We start from the raw sequence: 17,078 nt of genomic DNA, 5'->3' as shown, positions 1-17,078 counted from the left end.
GAAATTCTCATGGCTACCGCCCTACGCCTCGTGTTTGCCGGAACTCCAGAGTTCGCGCTGCCCACCTTGCGGGCGTTGTGCGACTCGCACCATGCGGTGTGCGCGGTCTACACGCAACCGGACCGTCCCGCCGGTCGCGGGCGCCGACTGCGGGCGAGCCCGGTTAAGACCTACGCCCTGGAACAGGGCCTTGCGGTGGAACAACCCGCGACCCTCAACCTGGAAACGGCGCAACAGACGCTTGCGGATTACCGGCCGGACGTTTTGATTGTGGTGGCCTACGGCTTGCTGCTGCCGCGGGCGGTGCTCGCGCTCCCGATGCACGGGTGCCTGAATGTCCATGCCTCCCGGCTGCCGCGCTGGCGTGGGGCCGCGCCGATTCAGCGGGCATTGCTCGCCGGAGACACCGAAACCGGGGTTACCATCATGCAGATGGACGAAGGGTTGGATACCGGCCCCGTTCTGGCCCGCCGGTCGTGTCCGATAGGCCCCGAGGATACCGGGGGCCTGCTGCACGATCGCCTGGCTCAGCAGGGGGCCCTGCTCCTGTTGGATGTCCTGGGACAACTGGTGGCCGGGACCCTGGACCCCAGCGCTCAGGATCCGTCCCAGGCGTGCTATGCAAGCAAGGTCCGGAAGGCCGATGGGATCCTGGACTGGCGCCGCCCGGCGGCGGAGTTGGAGCGCCAAGTGCGCGCCTTCAATCCGTGGCCGGTGGCCCAGACCCGCCTGCCTGATGGGCAGACCCTGCGGGTATGGGCGGCCACCGCGGTGGCCGCGGGCCCGGGGGGAGCGCCAGGGACCGTGATCGCCGCGCAGCCCGAGGGTATCGACGTGGCGACCGGCCACGGGACGTTGCGACTACGGGAGATCCAGCTGCCCGGCGGGCGCCGGCTCACACCTGGGGAATTCCTCGCGGCGCGCAGGCTCGCGGGTAGCCGCTTCGGCTAGGAGCCTGGTGGAGTTCGGCTTGTTCTACGGAGGCGGACGGTGCCACGCCCCTCGACCAGCGGCCGGCGCCGCAGTAGCATCCGGACGCGCCGGGCCGGTTTCCGGGTGCCCCGGGGTATCTTCCCTGCCAGATGCGATCCGTCATGTCCGCCAACCCCCGCGCTCAAGCCGCCCGTGTACTGACCCAGGTCCTGGTGGGGAGGCATTCCCTGACCCAGGCGCTGCCCCGGGCGCTGGCGTCGCTTCCACCCGCGGAGTCCGGCCGGTCGTTGGTCCAGGAACTCTGTTACGGCGTCCTACGCTGGCACCCCCGCTTGGCCGCCCTGGCCCAGGCGTTACTACCCCGACCCCTGCGGCGGCGAGATGCGGACCTGTACAGTCTGCTACTGGTGGGGCTGTATCAGCTTGCCCATCTCAACATCCCGGCCCACGCCGCGGTGGATGAGACGGTGACGGCGGCCGGCTCCCTCGGCCGCGCGTGGGGCGCCGGGCTCGTCAACGGGGTGTTGCGGTCCTATGCACGGAATCGGGACGCCCTCACTGCCCAGGTAGAGTGCCGGGAGCCGGCACGGTTCGCCCATCCCCAATGGATCGTGGACGGCGTGCGCGCGGCTTGGCCGGACCACTGGCAGCAAGTGCTCGAAGCCAACAACGCGCGCCCACCCATGCACCTGAGGGTGAATACCAGCCGCATCTCCCGCGCCGATTATCTGGATCTGGCGCGCGACGGCGGCCTCGCTGTCCTTCCTGTGCCACAGGTCCCAAGCGGTGTTGTACTGGATGCGCCCCGAGAGGTTGCGCGGCTGCCTGGGTTCGCCGATGGGCTGGTCTCGGTCCAGGACGGCGCGGCTCAGCTCGCCGTGCCAATGCTGGAGCTCGCTGCTGGCCACCGCGTGCTCGATGCCTGTGCGGCGCCAGGCGGGAAAACCGCCCACATCGCAGAGAGTGAGCCGGCGCTCGCGCGTCTGGTGGCCCTGGAACGGGACCCGACGCGCGCCGCGCGGCTGACCGATAACCTGCGCCGTCTGCGCCTGAAGGCCGAGACCCACATCGCCGATGCCACCCAAACCGGGACTTGGTGGGATGGGAATCCCTTCGATCGGATTCTCCTGGATGCGCCGTGCTCCGCTACCGGCGTGATCCGACGTCATCCCGACATCAAATGCTTGCGCCGGGCGGGAGACATTGCGGCGTTGTCCGCCGCGCAGGACGCATTGCTGGAGGCGTTATGGCCCTTGCTGGATTCCGGCGGTATGCTGTTGTACGCCACCTGCTCAGTTCTGCCGCAGGAGAACGCGCAAAGAATGGCAGCGTTTCTGGACCGCCACCCCGAGGCCACGCCACGACAGATTCGATTGCCGGTAGGACGCCCATGTTCCATCGGCCATCAGGTCCTCCCGGGGGAGGGAGGGATGGACGGCTTCTATTACGCCGGCCTGGTAAAGCGCTGAAAACGGCTCACGTGAATGCCTAAGGGACGGACCAATGCACCGCGACCTGGAATGGGGGCGGCGCTCCTGCTGGCCGGGGTCGCGTTCTCGTTGCTGCCCATTAGATTCGCCTACAGCGCCTCCCCGCGGCCAGGGTTCTCCGTGCTCAGTGCCAACACGTACCTGGACGACGCAGTCTATCGCCTGAACGCGCGGCTGGCGTTCCGCCTCAGCGCGACGGCCGCGGAAGCCTTGAAGAATGACGTGCCACTTATCATCGAACTGCAGATCCAGTTGATGCGGCCACGGCGCTGGCTTTGGGCAGAGACGGTTGCGCGGCTGCGGCAGCGCTACCAAGTCCGCTATCACGCACTCAGTCGCCAGTACCTGGTGACGAACTTGAATACCGGGATCAGACGGATCTATCCGACCCGTGGCATGGCGTTCAAGGCGATCGGCTCGATCCGCAATCTCCCGATCCTAGACGAAAAACTGCTCGGCGGCGGCCACGGTGATTTTGTGCGGCTCCGGGTCCGTCTGGATATCGAATCGCTGCCCCTGCCGCTGCGACCCATGGCGTATCTGTCGTCCGGGTGGCACCTCGCCAGTGACTGGTATACATGCCCGGTTCACTCCTGAAGCGCCTGCTCACCGGAATCGTCCCGGCCATCCTGCTGGTGGCCCTGCTCCTGATCTCGCTGCACCTGATGGGGGATGCGACCCAGAAATCGGTGCGCGCCGATGGGCCGTATTCGTGGTTGTTGCTGGTCAACGTAGCCGGGCTGGTCGTTCTGCTGATATTGATCGGAAATCACTTGTTCCAACTGGTACGCCAGTACCGCGAACGGGTAGCGGGTTCGCGGCTTACCTTGCGTTTGGTGGCGATGTTCATCGTTCTGTCCGTGGTGCCAGTGTCGGTGGTCTACTATTTCTCCCTGCAGTTTCTTCATCGGGGTATCGACAGTTGGTTCGATCTGCGGATTGAGCATGCTCTGAGCGACGCGTTGGAACTGAGCCGCGCCGCTCTGGACATGCGCATGCGGGAGCTGCTGCGCGGCACCAAGGCGATGGCCGGTGACTTAGCGGACACTCCGAACGCCCTGGTGGGAATCAAGCTGAACGATCTTCGGGTCGCGAGTGATGCCAGCGAGTTGTCGGTGTACGGGCAGGGCGCCCGTGTGCTTGCGGTCAGCAGCGCGAACGCATCGGAGATCGTACCCGATCGCCCTGGCGACGGCGTCCTTCTCGCGCTGCGGCAGGGTCATGACTATGTCGGCCTGGACGTGATGCGTGACCATGGCCTGCATGTCCGTGCGGTGGTCAATATACCGTCCGACAGCCACGGTAGCGCCGGCCGATTGTTGCAGGCCCTTTATCCGGTGCCCGAGCGCATGGGCGCGTTGGCCGACAGCGTCCAGGCCGCCTTTGCCCAGTACAAGGAGCTGTCGTACCTGCGCCAGTCCTTGAAGTACAGCTTCACGTTGACGTTGACCCTGGTGCTGCTCCTCAGCCTGCTTTCTGCGGTTTGGGCGGCGTTCTTCTCCGCGCGCCGCGTGATGGAGCCGATTCGTGAGCTTGCCGAGGGTACCCGCGCCGTCGCGGCCGGTGAGTACGATAAGCGGCTGCCGGTCGTCGGGCACGACGAACTCGCGTTTCTGGTCCGGTCGTTCAACGACATGACACGAAAAATCGCCCTGTCACGGAACGAGGCGCGTCACAGCCAGCGGCAGGCCGAACGGCAACGGGCCTACGTGGAGGCGGTCCTCGGCAGGTTGTCTTCTGGAGTGCTCGTCCTGGATCGGGGGCGCGTTCTGCGTACCGTGAACGATGCCGCCGGACACATCCTGGGTGTCGGTCTCGGGGCCTGGGTAGGCCGGCGACTGGAAGAGACGCTGACAGTCCACCCGCAGCTGGGGCCGTTCGTTGATGTGCTGGTACCGTATCTGTTGGCGTCGGGCAGCGAATGGCGTGCCGAAGCCACCCTATTCGGCGGCGCGGGTCGCCAGGTGCTGATGTGCCGCGGCACGCCGTTGTCGGAAGTCGGTAGCCTCCAGTCTGGGCATGTTATCGTATTCGATGATGTGACGGCCCTGATCCAGGCGCAGCGTGACGCAGCCTGGGGCGAGGTGGCGCGGCGCTTGGCGCACGAGATCAAAAATCCGCTGACCCCCATCCAGCTTTCGGCGGAGCGCCTGCGCCGCAAATTCCTGGCGGATATGAAGCCGGCGGATGCGGAGGTGCTGGATCGCGCGACCCATACTATCGTGCAGCAAGTCGAAGCGATGAAGGCGATGGTCAACGCCTTTACGCAGTATGCGCACGCACCGCCGATCCGATTGACGACGCTGGATTTGAACGAGCTGATCGGCGAGGTCCTCGAGCTCTATCGTGGAGGGGCCTCGGTGTTGCGGATTCAAGCGAACCTGGAGGCGCATCTTCCGATGGTTCACGCGGACTCCGGTCGGTTGCGCCAGCTGTTGCACAACCTGGTGAAGAACGCGATGGAAGCGACGGTGCGGGCCAACGACCCGCATCTGATTATCGCCACTGTCTACCGCGGCGCCGCGGCAACGCGCTATATTGAGGTCTCGGTGGAGGACAATGGGCCCGGGTTTCCCGATGGTGTCATGGCCCAACTATTCGAGCCCTACGTGACGACCAAGCCCAAGGGTACGGGTTTGGGCCTCGCCATCGTCAAGAAGATCGTCGAAGAGCATGGAGGTCTGATCTGGGCGGAGAACCATGTTCCGACCGGGGCCCGGGTGATCATCCGATTGCCGGTGGCCACGGTGCGCGTGCCGGCGCCCGTGGGCCAGGTTCAGCGCGATGCGCGGTGACCGATGGTTCGCGTCACCATGGGATCGAGGCGCGGATCGCCAGCGCGCGGCGCAATGGCTTCCGGCATCACCACGCCTGGCGCGAAACACTACATTGGGGCGGTTGTGAACTATATATTAGTAGTGGATGACGAACCCGCTATCCGGAACCTCGTGAAGGAGATTCTCGAGGATGAAGGGTATGAGGTAGGGGTGGCAGAGGATGGGGCGGAGGCGCGCCGGCTGCGTCGCTGCCGGCGTCCGGATCTGATCCTGTTGGACGTCTGGATGCCGGACGTGGATGGGGTGACCCTGCTCAGGGAGTGGTCCGAAGGGGGTGGTTTGCCGTGCCCGGTGATTGTCATGTCCGGACATGCCACCGTAGAGACGGCGGTCGAGGCTACGCGGCTCGGCGCCTATGATTTCATTGAGAAGCCGCTTTCATTGGCCAAGCTCCTGCTTACGGTAGAGCGCGCCCTTGATGCTGAGCGTCTGTTGCGCGAGAACGCGGGCCTGAAACGACGCTCACCGAGCATGCTGGAGCCGATCGGGAAAAGCGCCGTCATGCATGGGCTGCGTGACCAGGTCAAGCGGATCGCGCGTCATGAATCCCCGGTGCTGATCACCGGAGAGCCGGGCAGCGGCAAGCAAACTTTTGCGCGATTTATACATGCATGTGGCCCGCGCCGGGACGGTCCCTTTGTGGAAGTGGGCGTCGGGAGTCTGAGCCGTGAGCGGGCATTGACCGATCTTTTCGGGCGGGAACGCGATGGCGTGATCGAATACGGTTTGTTGGAGCAAGCTAACGGGGGCACGCTTTTTATCGACGAATTGGCGGATCTGGACTTGAGGACCCAGGTCCAACTGCTCGCCGCTCTGGAGAGCCATTCGTTTTCCCGGGTGGGGAGCGATGGGACGCTACGGCTCGATGTGCGCGTGATCGCGGCGACCTTGTCGGCTTTACCGGCGGAGGTGGCGGCCGGCAGGTTCCGGGAGGACCTGTATTATCATCTTAACGTTGTTCCGCTCGTGATCCCCGCATTGCGCGAACATCCCGAGGACTTACCCGAGTTGCTCGATTTCTACGTGGATCAGTTCGTCAATCATGAGGGCCTCCCCTACCGTAGGCTTGCCCTCGCCGCCCAGAATCGCCTGCGCCATTACCACTGGCCGGGCAATATCCGGGAGCTCAAGAACCTCGTTCAGCGCCTCCTGATCCTGGCGACCGGCGAGGAGATCGGTCCCGTGGAGGTGGAAAGCGCGATCGGCGCCAGGGTGCGGCAGCCGAGGCGGCCACCCCTGCCTGCCAACATTTCTTTCGAGTTACCACTGCGAGAAGCGCGGGAACGGTTCGAGCGCGCCTACCTCGAACACCAACTCCAGGAGGCAGGTGGTAGCATCGGTCGTCTGGCCGTGCAGGTGGGGATGGAGCGTACTCACCTCTACCGGAAGCTTCGGGCGCTGGGTATCGATCCGAAAAAGGTCGCGTACGGAGAGTGATGCGCGACCACCTGCCCGCGGGACGGTACGGGCCCTTCCGTCCGCCGTTCGTCCACCCCAGCCGGATCCCCTGCGGGACTCAGCCCGCAGGTCAAAACCCGGCAGCCCGCTGGTTGGGCAGCACTTGCGCGCTTTTGGGGAGCAGGTTCCCGGTACCGAGGCGCGGGTTGCCGCGCTATGCCGCCATGGGAGCGCGATCGCCGCGCAAGGTGATGCGCTGATCGAGGTGGACGATGATCAGAATGGAGGGGCATTGATGGGCGTGATCCAGAATCTGGAGGCACTGCTGGCCACCGGCCAGGACAACGCGTTGCTGCGTTACGGCCTGGGCAGCGCCTACCTGAAGGAAGGTCAGGCTACCCAGGCGGTGGCCCACCTCGCGCGGGCGCTGGAACTGGAGCCGTTGCACTCGGCGGCCTGGAAGGCCTACGGGAAAGCGCTGGCCGATGCGGGGCGTCTCCCGGAGGCGGCCCACGCATACGAACAAGGCATTCGGGTGGCGGAGGGGCGCGGCGACGTTCAGGCTGCCAAGGAGATGCGGGTGTTCCTGAACCGGGTCCGGAAGGCGCTGGCAGGCACGGGGTCGAACCGCTGAGCCTCGGGGGTGAGTGTTTTGAATCCGTTAGACGCGTTTACAGGGCGCGCCGGGGCATTTATCGGATTTTATTCCCACTTTATTGCCATAAAAATTAATTTTTAGGCATACAAAACCCACCCACATATATTTTACCTCATTGTGGGATATTGGACCCATAAAATTCCGTATGGTCGGCCAAAAGTGGGCGGACAGCAGATAATATACTCTTAAAAACCCGCTGATTTGCCTTTTCTTCGTGGCCAAGGAGGTCCTTCATGTGTTGGCGCTGGGTGGGCATGCCGAAACAGGCCGGACAATTTTCGCTAATCACCGGCAGGGCGGCCATCCGGGCAAAGGCGGCAGTCTGGCGCTCGCGGACATAGATCAGGGGCCTAATCACGCGCACGTCCCCCGCGTCGTTGCGGTAATGGGCCTTCATGGTCTTCAGGCGTCCCCCGTGGAAGGCCGACATCAGGAAGCTCTCCGCCACGTCGTCCAGGTGCTGGGCCAATGCCAACACGTTGTATCCCTCGCGGCGCGCGGTGTCGTAGAGCACGCCGCGCTTCATGCGGGAGCAGAACGCACAGAACGAATCATTGCCCATGTGTGCACGGGCACGATCGAGGATCGGCTGCGCGCGATAGAAGTACGGAACCTCCAGGGTGGCTAGGTACGGCTTAAGGACGGATGGGTCGAAGCCTTCCACCATGGGGTCGACAGTCGCGGCCCCCACCGCAAAGGAAATGGGCGCGTGGCGTTGCAGGTGGAGCAGGACATGCAGCAGCGACAGGGAATCCTTTCCGCCCGAGAGCCCCAACAGGATACGGTCGCCGGGCCGGATCATGCCGAAGTCGGCGATACCCCGTCCGACAGGCCGCAGCAGGTTTTTCGGAGGTTGCACCGGAGTGGCCATAGGCTGGAAAGATACCGGGACTTCGTCCAGTGGCGCAAGGACGCGGCACCGGTCGCAGGATACGGAATCCCCGGAGTATACTACCGCGACGGCCGTGACCGGGCGCGGCCACCACGGCGGAGTCCAGCAATATCCATGCCGCACCGTAAGGTCAAGGGAATCACTGCGCAGGAGGCCTGGGCGGTGCTCGAGCAGAATCCCAGAGCGGTACTGATCGACGTGCGCTCCACCATGGAGTACCTGTTCGTCGGACACCCGCGGGGGGCGATACACATCCCCTGGATCGACGAACCGGATTGGCGGATTAACCCCAGCTTTTCTCTCCTGGTGCGTAAGGTGATGCTTGGGGGGGTATCCGGTCACGGCAACGGCTGCGCACCCGTTATTCTGATCTGCCGAAGCGGAAATCGCTCCCGAGAGGCCGGCGAACTGTTGGCCGGGGAGGGGCTGCCCGACGTGTTTCACGTGAGCGACGGGTTCGAGGGGCCGCTGGATGAACAGCATCACCGGAGCACCCAGGCCGGGTGGCGCCATGTGGGCCTGCCTTGGGAGCAGTGTTGAAACACTATCCCAGCCCAGTCGCGGACATCCTCGATAGGATCCTGCGCCGCAAGGCCGAGGAGGTGGCGGCGCGGCGCCAAGCTTTAGGGATCGGGGAGTTGCGTCGGCAGGCGGAAGGGGCCCCACCCACGCGGGGCTTCGCTGCGCGCCTGCGTCAAGTGGTAGCGGCTGGAGACGCTGCGGTAATTGCGGAAATCAAGCGCGCCTCGCCCAGCAAAGGGGTTCTGCGTGAAGTATTCGAGCCGGAGCGGATCGCCGAATCCTACGCGCGGGGCGGGGCCACGTGCCTTTCGGTGCTCACCGACCGCGAATTCTTCCTCGGGGATGATACCCACTTGGCGCGGGCCCGATCCGCCTGTGGCCTGCCGGTGCTGCGCAAGGACTTCGTGATCGATCCCTACCAGATCTACGAATCCCGGGTATTGGGGGCCGATTGTATCCTGCTGATCGTCGCTGCCCTGGGTGATTCCCAGCTACGTGAGTATTGCGACTTGGCCCAGGGCCTGCACATGGACGTGCTGGTGGAGGTGCACGACGGGGTGGAACTGGATCGGGCCTTGGTTGTGGACGCGCCCGTGGTCGGGATCAACAACCGGAACCTGCGTACCTTCGAGACCGATTTGGCCACCACCCTGATGCTGCGGGAACGGGTGCCGCCGGACCGTTTGTTGGTGACCGAGAGTGGGGTGCAGAACCGCGATGACGTCGCCCGGCTACGCAGCCACGGCGTGTGCAGTTTCCTGGTGGGAGAGGCCTTCATGCGCGCGCCGGACCCTGGAGCGCGGCTCGCCGAGTTGTTTGCGTGACCGCGCGGCTTGCGCGGCACCTCCGCGTAGCCGGAGTTACATCGCTCGATGCGCGTGCCCTCGTTTACGCGCCGCGGGTGCCGAGGTGGGTCATGGGACGCGTCAACGGGTACCGTGCACCACGATGGTCTTGCCCTTCACCGAGATCCGATTCTCCTCTTCCAGGCTCTTAAGCACGCGGCCCGCCATTTCGCGCGAGCAGCCTACGATGCGACTGATCTCCTGACGGGTAACACGGATCTGCATGCCGTCGGGATGGGTGAGGGCGTCGGGCTCTTTGCACAATTCCAGCAGGGTTCGGGCGACCCGGCCCGTCACGTCCAGGAACGCGAGATCGCCGGCCTTGCGGCTGGTTTTGCGCAACCGCAGCGCCATTTGTGAGGCCAAGGCGAACAGGATACTGGGATCTTCCTCGGATAATTGACGATACCGGGTATAGCTGATCTCCGCCAGTTCGCAGCGGGTTCGGGCCCGGACCCACGCGCTGCGGTTCTGTTGCTCATCGAACAGCCCCATTTCTCCAAAGAAGTCACCGGGATTCAAGTAGGCGAGGACGATCTCGCGTCCGTCCTCGTCTTCGATCAGTACGGTGACCGAGCCCTCAATGATATAGTAGAGGGCATCCGGTTGATCTCCAGCGTAGATGATCACGCTCTTGGTGGGATAGCGGCGACGATGGCAGTGGACCAGGAACCGCTCGATGGTCGGGTTTACCTTAGGAGCCGTCAGTTTGGCCATGGCTTGCCCTCGGGGGCGCCGCGCCCCGGAATACCCCGAAAAATCACCGGCTAAGTGTAAGCCAATGTCTTGAGGGTTGTCGAACGGTGTGGATCCATACTTATAGCGGCACGGGGCGGCGAGCGTGAAGGTCTCCGCCCGTTGGGTGCGGGACGTGATGTTCGTCGGCGAGGCCGGGAGTGGGCACGCCCTCATCATGGACGGTGACCCGCAGGCCGGTGGGCACAACCTGGGGCCGCGTCCCATGGAGATGGTCCTGCTGGGCCTGGCTGGGTGTACGGGCTTCGACGTGGTGCAGATCCTTGCCAAGGCGCGCCAGCCGGTCATGGACTGTGTCGTGGAGGTGTCCGCGGAACGGTCTACCTCCGTACCCAAAGTCTTTACGGGAATCCACGTTCACTACGTGGTCAGCGGGCGGGGTTTGGCGGAACACCAGGTCCACAGGGCGGTGCAGCTCTCAGCGGAGAAATACTGTTCGGTGTCGGTGATGCTCGGCAAGACCGCGACGATGACCCATGACTTCGAAATCGTCGACGCCGAAAGCTAAGGATCGCGGTACCCGTCCCGCGCCCACGGCTGGACTGCGGCATGTGGCGCTCATGGTCGCGGATCTGGCTGCCTGTGAGCGGTTCTACGTGGAACTCCTGGGCATGCGTGTGGAGTGGCGGCCGGACCCGGATAACGTCTACCTGACCTCAGGGGCCGACAACCTGGCCCTCCACCGGCCCGCCGGGCACTTCGCTCCGCAGGGCGATCAGCGTTTGGATCATATTGGGTTCTTGCTCCGCAGCCCTGCGGATGTGGACGCATGGCATGAGTTCCTTGTGGGCCGGGGTGTGCCCGTCCGGTCTGCTCCGCGCACTCACCGGGACGGGGCGCGCAGCTTCTACTGCCAGGATCCGGCTGGAAATCTCGTGCAGATGATTTACCATCCCCCCATAGCCGAAGATCGGGCATAATGGCGCCCCTGGGTTGATCGGCCGCCCGCTCTGTAGGGCGGGGGTGCGGCCGGGCGTTGTTGGGCGTAGCGTGGGAGGGCGTGGTCGTGGCGAGGGCAACCCAAAAGCTTCGGCTGCACGGCTTCAACAACCTGACGAAGAGTCTGAGTTTCAATATTTACGACGTCTGCTATGCCAAGACGGCGGCTCAGCGCAGGGAGTACATCGAGTATATTGATGAGGCCTACAACGCGGAACGCTTGACGCAGATCCTGACCGACGTGACCGGGATCATCGGCGCGAACATCCTCAACATCGCGCGCCAGGACTACGACCCGCAGGGCGCCAGCGTCACCATGCTGATCGCCGAGGACGCGATATCGTCCGAGCAGCTGGCGAGCGTGGCCGGCGTCGCCCTACCAGAGGCCGTCGTCGCCCACCTGGACAAGAGCCATATTACCGTCCACACCTACCCGGAGAGCCACCCCAACCCGGATAACGGCATCAGCACGTTCCGTGCGGATATCGATGTCTCCACCTGCGGGCGCATATCACCGCTGCGCGCCCTGAACCACCTGATCGACAGCTTCGAGTCCGACATCGTCATTATGGATTACCGGGTGCGTGGCTTTACGCGCGATGTCAGTGGCAGGAAGCATTTCATCGACCACAAGATCAATTCGATCCAAAATTTCATCGCCAAGGACACCCGGGAACGCTATCAGATGGTGGATGTCAACGTCTACCAGGAGAACATCTTCCATACCAAGATGATCCTGAAGGAGTTCGACCTGGACAACTATCTGTTCGGAATCGACCGGGAGGATCTGTCGCAGCGCGAGGAAAAGCGCATCCGGGGCTTGTTGCAGCGGGAGATGGTGGAGATGTTCTACGGGCGCAACATCCGGCGTTGATCCGGCACGGCCGCCGCTTGTATTCCCGGGAACCGGGTTTCAGAACCAGTAGGCGGTGGTGGTCATGATGCGCGAAGTCAGCGCCATGATGCCGCGCACCGGCGCCGGCAGCGGTGCCGCGCCGGACTCCAATGCCACGGTGGCGTGCCGCGCCTCGTCCCGTTTCATCTGCTCCAGAATGGCCCGGCTTTTGTGATCCTGCGTCGGCAGACGGCTAAGATGCCCGTCTAGGTGATGCCCCACCTGGGCTTCAGTCTCAGCCACGAAACTCAGGCTCCAGCGGTCCCCAGCCAGACCGGCCGCCGCCCCGATGGCCAGGGAACCGGCATACCACAACGGGTTCAACAAGCTTGGGCGGTGTCCGAGGGCGCGTAGGCGGCCGGCGCACCAGTCCAGGTGGTCGTTCTCCTCCCAGCACGCCTGTTGCATCTTGGCACGGATTTCCGGCCTCCGTGCGGTAAGCGCTTGGCCCTGATAGAGGGCCTGCGCGCAGACCTCGCCGGCGTGGTCGACCCGTATCAACCGGGCAGACTGATGTTGCTCCGCGGTGGAGAGCGTGCCGTCTTCCACAGCGGCGGCCGGGTCCGGGCGGCCGGTGGTGGTGGGGTTGCCGAACAGGGTACGCAGTGCCTGGTCCACCTGTGCGATCAGCCGGTCCGTTGCGGAATAGTGGTGTTCACCCATCGCTCCAAGATACTGCCTCAGGCTATCGGATGTCGAGGATCATCGATGGTTTCACGCGCGGCTATTCCATGACGCCGCTGTGCGTTGCACCGGGAAGCTCATCACCGTCCCGCTGCGCACCGGCGGTGAGTTGCCGGTCGAGCAGGGCCACTGGATGGAGAAGTTCCAGGTCGTTCAGTCCATGGCCCAAGGCCCCGGCGAAGTGCAACGCGCAACCCACATTGGAGGTGATCAGAAACTGCGGCCGCGCGGCGCGCAGCGCCACGAGTTTCGGCTCCAGCAGCCGCTGGGCCTGTGCCCGGTCAGTCAACAACTGACTGCCGGCGGCGCCGCAACAATGGGCGTTTCCCGGCAGCGGGTCCACCTTCAGCCCCGGAATCCGCTTCAGCAGACGGTAAGGCGCGTCCGGCACGCGGAGTACGTTGGTCAGGGTGCATGGATCGTGCACCAGAGCGCGCGCCGCGAGGGGCGCGGGCGTGACACTGGCTGGCCACGGCGTATCGGCCACAAACCGGGTGATGTCCCATACCCGCTGCGGGAAGGCGGTGTCGTCCTCGTCGGAGAGCAGTTGCGCGTATTCGGACAGCTCTGCGGTGCAGCCGCTTGCCACTCCCACCACGGCGGTCAATGCCGGATCCGCGAATGCCCGGAGATTGCGCCGCGCCAGGGAGCGGGCTCCCTCCGATGCCCCGTTGTGGCGATGCAGAGCGCCGCAACAGGCCTGGCCGGCGGGCACCGTTACGTCGAAGCCGATCCGGTTCAAAACGCGAATGGCGGCCTCCAGGGTCACGCGGTCCAACACCGTCGCGACGCACCCGGTGAATAGGGCCACGGTGCCACGGCTGCTGCCGTGCGCGCGGTACCGGGACTTCCATGGGCGCATGGGTGGCAGCGCGGGTAGCAACGCCTCCAGGCCGGCGAGTCCCAGCCGGTCCAGCAGGCCGCTACGGCGTGCCGCGATCTGCAGGCCAGAGCGTTGATAGAGGCGCAGCAGGGCTACGGTAAAATGCAAGGCTTTGCGGTGCGTCACGATGCCATCCAGGGTCACCCGGCGCAGCAGGCGTTGTGCCGCGCTGCGCCCACGCCGCGGTTCCAACTCCGCGCGGATCCCGTCGATGATCGTGCCGTAGGGGACCCGAGAGGGACACACCGATTCGCAAGCGCGGCATACGAGGCAGTGGTCCAGGTGGGCGAGCAGGCGTGGCTGCGCCTGCAGGCGTCCGGTCAGCAGGCCCTGGATCAGAGCGATGCGACCGCGCGGCGATTCTCCCTCGTCGCGGCTCACGGCATAAGTGGCACAGTGGGGAAGGCACAGACCGCATTGCACACAGTGGTCCGCGGCCGCTAGCAGCGCTGCGGCGCGCGGTCCTTCCGGTGGGCGGGTGGCGTTTGGTGGACGGGCGCGGGGGTTCTGCATCGGTCGATCGTCGCTACCAGGGGGCTGGATTGTCACGCGCTCCGTGGTCTCTCCGCGCAACAACGTTGAAGCACTGGGCTGGGCTGTTAGTATACGCCGCTCGACTTACTGCATTGCGGGTAAAACCACGCCCGTCAGGGGGGGTTCAAACGGTGGTGCGATGGATCATGCTGAGCGCGTTGGCGCTGGTCCCGACCGTTGCCAGTGCCGCGTCCTGGAACGGCGAGGCCGATCTCGGGTTGGTCGCGACCCAGGGCAATACTAATACCAGTACCCTGAATGCGGCGCTCGACGTCGAACATCAGCATACCCAGTGGCGTGACGATCTCAGGCTGGAGGCGCTCAACAGCGCTAACCAGGGGACCACTACCGCTGAGCGCTACGTCGGCGAGTTGAAGACCGCGTACGACTTCAGCCACGCCTCGTTCTGGTTTGGCAACTTGCGCTATGACGCGGACCGGTTCAGTGGTTATGCTTACCAGGCGTCGGAGAGTTTCGGTTACGGGCACCGCTTCCATCCCTACGCGTCAGTACACGCGGATCTCCAAGCGGGCCCCGGTCTGCGCCAGAGCCGCCAGGAGGGTGAGCGCGGGCGGAATGAGGTGATTGTCCGCGCCGCTGCCGGGCTTACCTGGGCACTCAGCGACAGCGCCAAGCTCAACCAGCGCCTGCGGGTAGAGGGCGGACGCAGCAATACCACCGTGGAGTCGGTGAGTTCGCTACAGAGCCAGGTGGTGGGCAACTTGGCCGTGAAGGTCGCGGAGACCGTCAAATTCAACAGCAGCGTCCCGGTGGGGACCAAAAAGACCGATTATCTCAGCTCTGTGAACTTGGTCTACCGTTTCTGAGGGGTTCCGGCTGGCGTCGATGGTTCCCGCTGGCTTGCCGAGCCCATATAATCGCCCGATGTCCTACTACCGTTACCATGTGTTCTTCTGTACCAACCAGCGGGAGGACGGCAGCGCCTGCTGCCAGAATCATGATGCCCGGGCGGTGCGGGACTACGCCAAGGCCCGGACCAAGGCCTTGGGTCTGACGGGCGCGGGCGGGGTGAGGATCAATCTCGCCGGGTGCATGGACCGCTGTAGCCAGGGTCCGGTGCTGGTGGTGTATCCGGAGGCGGTTTGGTACACCTATGTGGATACCGAGGACATCGACGAGATCATCGAAGAACATCTGATCCACGGACGGGTAGTGGACCGGCTACGTATCTGAGACCGGCGGGGTCCGATCCAGGCCGCGGCCCGGCGCTCTCAGAATATATTCTAATTTTTAATTAGTTACATACATAGCTGGGGTGCCGAGGTGCGCTGGCCGATGGGGTCCGGCGCCGGGTTGACAATCGGAATTAAATATTAGAATATATTGATCAGCTGATGTCCGGACCCCGCAAATCCGTATGTCAGCGACTCCTCCATCCTCCTTTAGGTGGTTTTCACGCGGCCTCTCAAGGCCGCGTTTTTTTCTGCCGCCCCGCCGGTCCTGCCGTCCCAGGCTTGTAACTTGCGTACGGTTTTTGTACCATTTGCGCCCCTCCCGCGGCCCCGCCGCGGTATTTTGGAGAGAGTGTGATGAAGACCTTCGTAGCCAAGCCGGAGACCGTGATCCGCGACTGGTACCTAGTAGACGCGTCCGGCAAGACTCTCGGTCGTCTGGCGTCCGAGCTGGCTCGGCGGCTGCGCGGCAAGCACAAGCCGGAATACACGCCCCATGTGGATACCGGGGACTATATGGTAGTGGTCAACGCGGGTCAGGTGCGGGCCACCGGCGCGAAACTGACCGACAAGGTGTATTACCATCACACCGGATACATCGGGAACCTGAAATCCATCACATTGGGCAAGCAGCTGGCGACCGCTCCGGAGCGGGTCATCCAGCATGCGGTACGCGGCATGCTCCCCAAGAACTCTCTGGGGCGCGCCATGATGCGCAAACTCAAAGTGTATCCGGGCCCCGAACACAAGCACGTGGCGCAGCAACCCAAGCCGCTCGAACTGTAACACAGAGGATTCCTCCCTATGACTCAGCAGGTGGCCTACAGTACCGGTCGTCGCAAGACCTCCACGGCGCGGGTCTACCTTCGGCCTGGAACCGGCGCGATTACCGTAAATCAGCGGCCCGTGGAGCAGTACTTTGGCCGCGAAACGGCGCGTATGGTGGTGCGTCAGCCGCTGGAGGCCGTGACCTTGGCGGACCGGTTCGACGTCCATGCATTGGTTCGGGGCGGGGGCAGCACCGGCCAGGCAGGGGCGATTCGCCACGCCGTGGCTCGGGCATTGGTCGCCTATGATGAACAACTGCGCGTCCCGCTTCGAAAGATCGGTTTTCTGACCCGCGACGCTCGGGAAGTGGAGCGCAAGAAGGTAGGGCGCCATAAGGCCCGTCGCGCGCCCCAGTACTCGAAGCGCTAGAGCGCCCCGGCGCGGACCCGGTTATTCGGATTCCGCGCCCCCGGCCGAGCGTTTGTGCAACCGACGAACGGAGTACCAGAATGGGTGTATGCCTCCCGCGCTGACCGCGTCCTTCAGGACGTGGTCCCGCGCTTCCGGGTTCCCCCGCCCTTCGGGGTACGCCCGCGGGTGTCGCGGGTTGCTGCGGTCCGCTGGCTCCGGCGGCGCGCAATCGGTTACCACTGGGGGATCGTCTAGCGGTAGGACAGCGGACTCTGACTCCGCTAACCGTGGTTCGAATCCACGTCCCCCAGCCAATCGTTCCCCTTTGCCCATGGGGTGACCGGTTGGGCCATTTCCACATCATGACCCGGATGCGGTCATATTCGCCGGGCGCAGTGGCCCCGATTCCGAGATGAAATGTTGCATATAAGCAACATATT

General features: G+C 64.2%; 19 protein-coding genes and 1 tRNA gene. 16 read left to right on the top strand and 4 right to left on the bottom strand.

The window, feature by feature from the left end; genetic code table 11:
• Window positions 1–9: 9 nt before the first annotated feature.
• From B7Z66_02465 to B7Z66_02440, 6 genes are all read left to right on the top strand, one after another.
• Window positions 10–951, top strand: coding sequence for a methionyl-tRNA formyltransferase (locus tag B7Z66_02465; protein OYV77870.1), 942 nt, complete (start codon window positions 10–12; stop codon window positions 949–951).
• A 143-nt stretch (window positions 952–1,094) separates the two neighbouring features.
• Window positions 1,095–2,402: a 16S rRNA (cytosine(967)-C(5))-methyltransferase gene (locus tag B7Z66_02460; protein ID OYV77952.1), complete on the top strand. Its 1,308-nt coding sequence runs from the start codon at window positions 1,095–1,097 to the stop codon at window positions 2,400–2,402.
• Window positions 2,403–2,417: 15 nt separating this feature from the next.
• The gene (locus B7Z66_02455) at window positions 2,418–3,020 is read left to right on the top strand and encodes a hypothetical protein (protein OYV77869.1); all 603 of its coding nucleotides are present in this window, start codon (window positions 2,418–2,420) and stop codon (window positions 3,018–3,020) included.
• Window positions 3,002–5,218, top strand: coding sequence for a two-component sensor histidine kinase (locus B7Z66_02450; GenBank protein OYV77868.1), 2,217 nt, complete (start codon window positions 3,002–3,004; stop codon window positions 5,216–5,218). Before B7Z66_02455 ends, B7Z66_02450 begins: the two co-directional genes overlap by 19 nt.
• A 54-nt stretch (window positions 5,219–5,272) precedes the next feature.
• Window positions 5,273–6,697 (top strand): transcriptional regulator, encoded by a 1,425-nt coding sequence (locus B7Z66_02445; GenBank protein OYV77867.1) that lies wholly within the window; start codon window positions 5,273–5,275, stop codon window positions 6,695–6,697.
• A 256-nt stretch (window positions 6,698–6,953) separates the two neighbouring features.
• A complete protein-coding gene (locus B7Z66_02440) occupies window positions 6,954–7,292 on the top strand; it encodes a hypothetical protein (protein OYV77951.1) in 339 nt (112 codons plus the stop codon).
• Between the two features lie 136 nt (window positions 7,293–7,428).
• Here the strand turns inward: B7Z66_02440 and B7Z66_02435 are convergent, their stop codons facing one another.
• On the bottom strand, window positions 7,429–8,187 hold the full coding sequence (locus tag B7Z66_02435; protein ID OYV77950.1) for a tRNA 2-thiocytidine(32) synthetase TtcA: 759 nt from the start codon (window positions 8,185–8,187) through the stop codon (window positions 7,429–7,431).
• Window positions 8,188–8,316: 129 nt separating this feature from the next.
• Here B7Z66_02435 and B7Z66_02430 point away from each other — a divergent pair, with 129 nt between their 5' ends.
• Together B7Z66_02430 and trpC are read left to right on the top strand one after the other, a co-directional pair.
• Window positions 8,317–8,748, top strand: coding sequence for a sulfurtransferase (locus B7Z66_02430; protein OYV77949.1), 432 nt, complete (start codon window positions 8,317–8,319; stop codon window positions 8,746–8,748).
• Window positions 8,745–9,554: an indole-3-glycerol-phosphate synthase gene (trpC, locus tag B7Z66_02425; GenBank protein ID OYV77948.1), complete on the top strand. Its 810-nt coding sequence runs from the start codon at window positions 8,745–8,747 to the stop codon at window positions 9,552–9,554. The genes B7Z66_02430 and trpC overlap by 4 nt, the downstream gene beginning before the upstream one ends.
• A gap of 102 nt (window positions 9,555–9,656) precedes the next feature.
• Here trpC and B7Z66_02420 read toward each other — a convergent pair whose 3' ends face one another.
• Entirely contained in the window at window positions 9,657–10,292 is a 636-nt protein-coding gene (locus B7Z66_02420) for a transcriptional regulator Crp (GenBank protein OYV77866.1), read from the bottom strand.
• A gap of 124 nt (window positions 10,293–10,416) precedes the next feature.
• Between B7Z66_02420 and B7Z66_02415 the strand changes: the two genes are divergently transcribed.
• The 3 genes from B7Z66_02415 to B7Z66_02405 all read left to right on the top strand — a co-directional run bounded on the left by B7Z66_02415 (window position 10,417) and on the right by B7Z66_02405 (window position 12,144).
• The gene (locus tag B7Z66_02415; GenBank protein ID OYV77865.1) at window positions 10,417–10,839 is read left to right on the top strand and encodes a hypothetical protein; all 423 of its coding nucleotides are present in this window, start codon (window positions 10,417–10,419) and stop codon (window positions 10,837–10,839) included.
• Window positions 10,808–11,251 carry a glyoxalase gene (locus tag B7Z66_02410; GenBank protein ID OYV77864.1) on the top strand — a complete coding sequence of 148 codons (444 nt, stop codon included), beginning with the start codon at window positions 10,808–10,810 and terminating at the stop codon, window positions 11,249–11,251. The genes B7Z66_02415 and B7Z66_02410 overlap by 32 nt, the downstream gene beginning before the upstream one ends.
• A gap of 86 nt (window positions 11,252–11,337) precedes the next feature.
• Window positions 11,338–12,144: an S-adenosylmethionine decarboxylase gene (locus tag B7Z66_02405; protein OYV77947.1), complete on the top strand. Its 807-nt coding sequence runs from the start codon at window positions 11,338–11,340 to the stop codon at window positions 12,142–12,144.
• A 39-nt stretch (window positions 12,145–12,183) separates the two neighbouring features.
• Here B7Z66_02405 and B7Z66_02400 read toward each other — a convergent pair whose 3' ends face one another.
• Entirely contained in the window at window positions 12,184–12,828 is a 645-nt protein-coding gene (locus tag B7Z66_02400) for a demethoxyubiquinone hydroxylase family protein (protein ID OYV77863.1), read from the bottom strand.
• Between the two features lie 61 nt (window positions 12,829–12,889).
• Window positions 12,890–14,245 (bottom strand): hypothetical protein, encoded by a 1,356-nt coding sequence (locus tag B7Z66_02395; protein ID OYV77862.1) that lies wholly within the window; start codon window positions 14,243–14,245, stop codon window positions 12,890–12,892.
• 167 nt (window positions 14,246–14,412) lie between these two features.
• Here B7Z66_02395 and B7Z66_02390 point away from each other — a divergent pair, with 167 nt between their 5' ends.
• The 5 genes from B7Z66_02390 (at window position 14,413) to B7Z66_02370 (ending at window position 16,952) form a co-directional block, all read left to right on the top strand.
• Complete coding sequence (locus B7Z66_02390) at window positions 14,413–15,093, top strand: hypothetical protein (protein ID OYV77861.1); 681 nt, start codon at window positions 14,413–14,415, stop codon at window positions 15,091–15,093.
• 58 nt (window positions 15,094–15,151) lie between these two features.
• Window positions 15,152–15,460, top strand: a complete 309-nt coding sequence (locus B7Z66_02385) for a 2Fe-2S ferredoxin (protein OYV77860.1) — start codon at window positions 15,152–15,154, stop codon at window positions 15,458–15,460.
• Between the two features lie 356 nt (window positions 15,461–15,816).
• Window positions 15,817–16,245, top strand: a complete 429-nt coding sequence (locus tag B7Z66_02380) for a 50S ribosomal protein L13 (protein ID OYV77859.1) — start codon at window positions 15,817–15,819, stop codon at window positions 16,243–16,245.
• A gap of 18 nt (window positions 16,246–16,263) precedes the next feature.
• Window positions 16,264–16,656 carry a 30S ribosomal protein S9 gene (locus B7Z66_02375; protein OYV77858.1) on the top strand — a complete coding sequence of 131 codons (393 nt, stop codon included), beginning with the start codon at window positions 16,264–16,266 and terminating at the stop codon, window positions 16,654–16,656.
• Window positions 16,657–16,878: 222 nt separating this feature from the next.
• Window positions 16,879–16,952, top strand: a tRNA-Gln gene (locus tag B7Z66_02370).
• Window positions 16,953–17,078 lie beyond the last annotated feature (126 nt).

This window comes from Chromatiales bacterium 21-64-14 (genome assembly GCA_002255365.1).
GTDB lineage: Bacteria > Pseudomonadota > Gammaproteobacteria > 21-64-14 > 21-64-14 > 21-64-14.
The sequence above is the reverse complement of the archived record's forward strand: the minus strand, read 5'-3'. Positions and strand labels throughout refer to the sequence as shown.

Excerpts from the sequence above, each read along its gene's own strand:
- B7Z66_02460 (OYV77952.1), top strand. The coding sequence starts at position 1,095 with ATGTCCGCCAACCCCCGCGCTCAAGCCGCCCGTGTACTGACCCAGGTC.
- B7Z66_02375 (OYV77858.1), top strand. The coding sequence starts at position 16,264 with ATGACTCAGCAGGTGGCCTACAGTACCGGTCGTCGCAAGACCTCCACG.
- B7Z66_02400 (OYV77863.1), bottom strand. The coding sequence starts at position 12,828 with ATGGGTGAACACCACTATTCCGCAACGGACCGGCTGATCGCACAGGTG.
- B7Z66_02445 (OYV77867.1), top strand. The coding sequence starts at position 5,273 with ATGGCTTCCGGCATCACCACGCCTGGCGCGAAACACTACATTGGGGCG.
- B7Z66_02420 (OYV77866.1), bottom strand. The coding sequence starts at position 10,292 with ATGGCCAAACTGACGGCTCCTAAGGTAAACCCGACCATCGAGCGGTTC.
- B7Z66_02410 (OYV77864.1), top strand. The coding sequence starts at position 10,808 with ATGACTTCGAAATCGTCGACGCCGAAAGCTAAGGATCGCGGTACCCGT.
- B7Z66_02435 (OYV77950.1), bottom strand. The coding sequence starts at position 8,187 with ATGGCCACTCCGGTGCAACCTCCGAAAAACCTGCTGCGGCCTGTCGGA.
- B7Z66_02455 (OYV77869.1), top strand. The coding sequence starts at position 2,418 with ATGCCTAAGGGACGGACCAATGCACCGCGACCTGGAATGGGGGCGGCG.
- B7Z66_02450 (OYV77868.1), top strand. The coding sequence starts at position 3,002 with ATGCCCGGTTCACTCCTGAAGCGCCTGCTCACCGGAATCGTCCCGGCC.
- B7Z66_02395 (OYV77862.1), bottom strand. The coding sequence starts at position 14,245 with ATGCAGAACCCCCGCGCCCGTCCACCAAACGCCACCCGCCCACCGGAA.
- B7Z66_02385 (OYV77860.1), top strand. The coding sequence starts at position 15,152 with ATGTCCTACTACCGTTACCATGTGTTCTTCTGTACCAACCAGCGGGAG.
- B7Z66_02440 (OYV77951.1), top strand. The coding sequence starts at position 6,954 with ATGGGCGTGATCCAGAATCTGGAGGCACTGCTGGCCACCGGCCAGGAC.
- B7Z66_02465 (OYV77870.1), top strand. The coding sequence starts at position 10 with ATGGCTACCGCCCTACGCCTCGTGTTTGCCGGAACTCCAGAGTTCGCG.
- B7Z66_02380 (OYV77859.1), top strand. The coding sequence starts at position 15,817 with ATGAAGACCTTCGTAGCCAAGCCGGAGACCGTGATCCGCGACTGGTAC.
- B7Z66_02390 (OYV77861.1), top strand. The coding sequence starts at position 14,413 with ATGCTGAGCGCGTTGGCGCTGGTCCCGACCGTTGCCAGTGCCGCGTCC.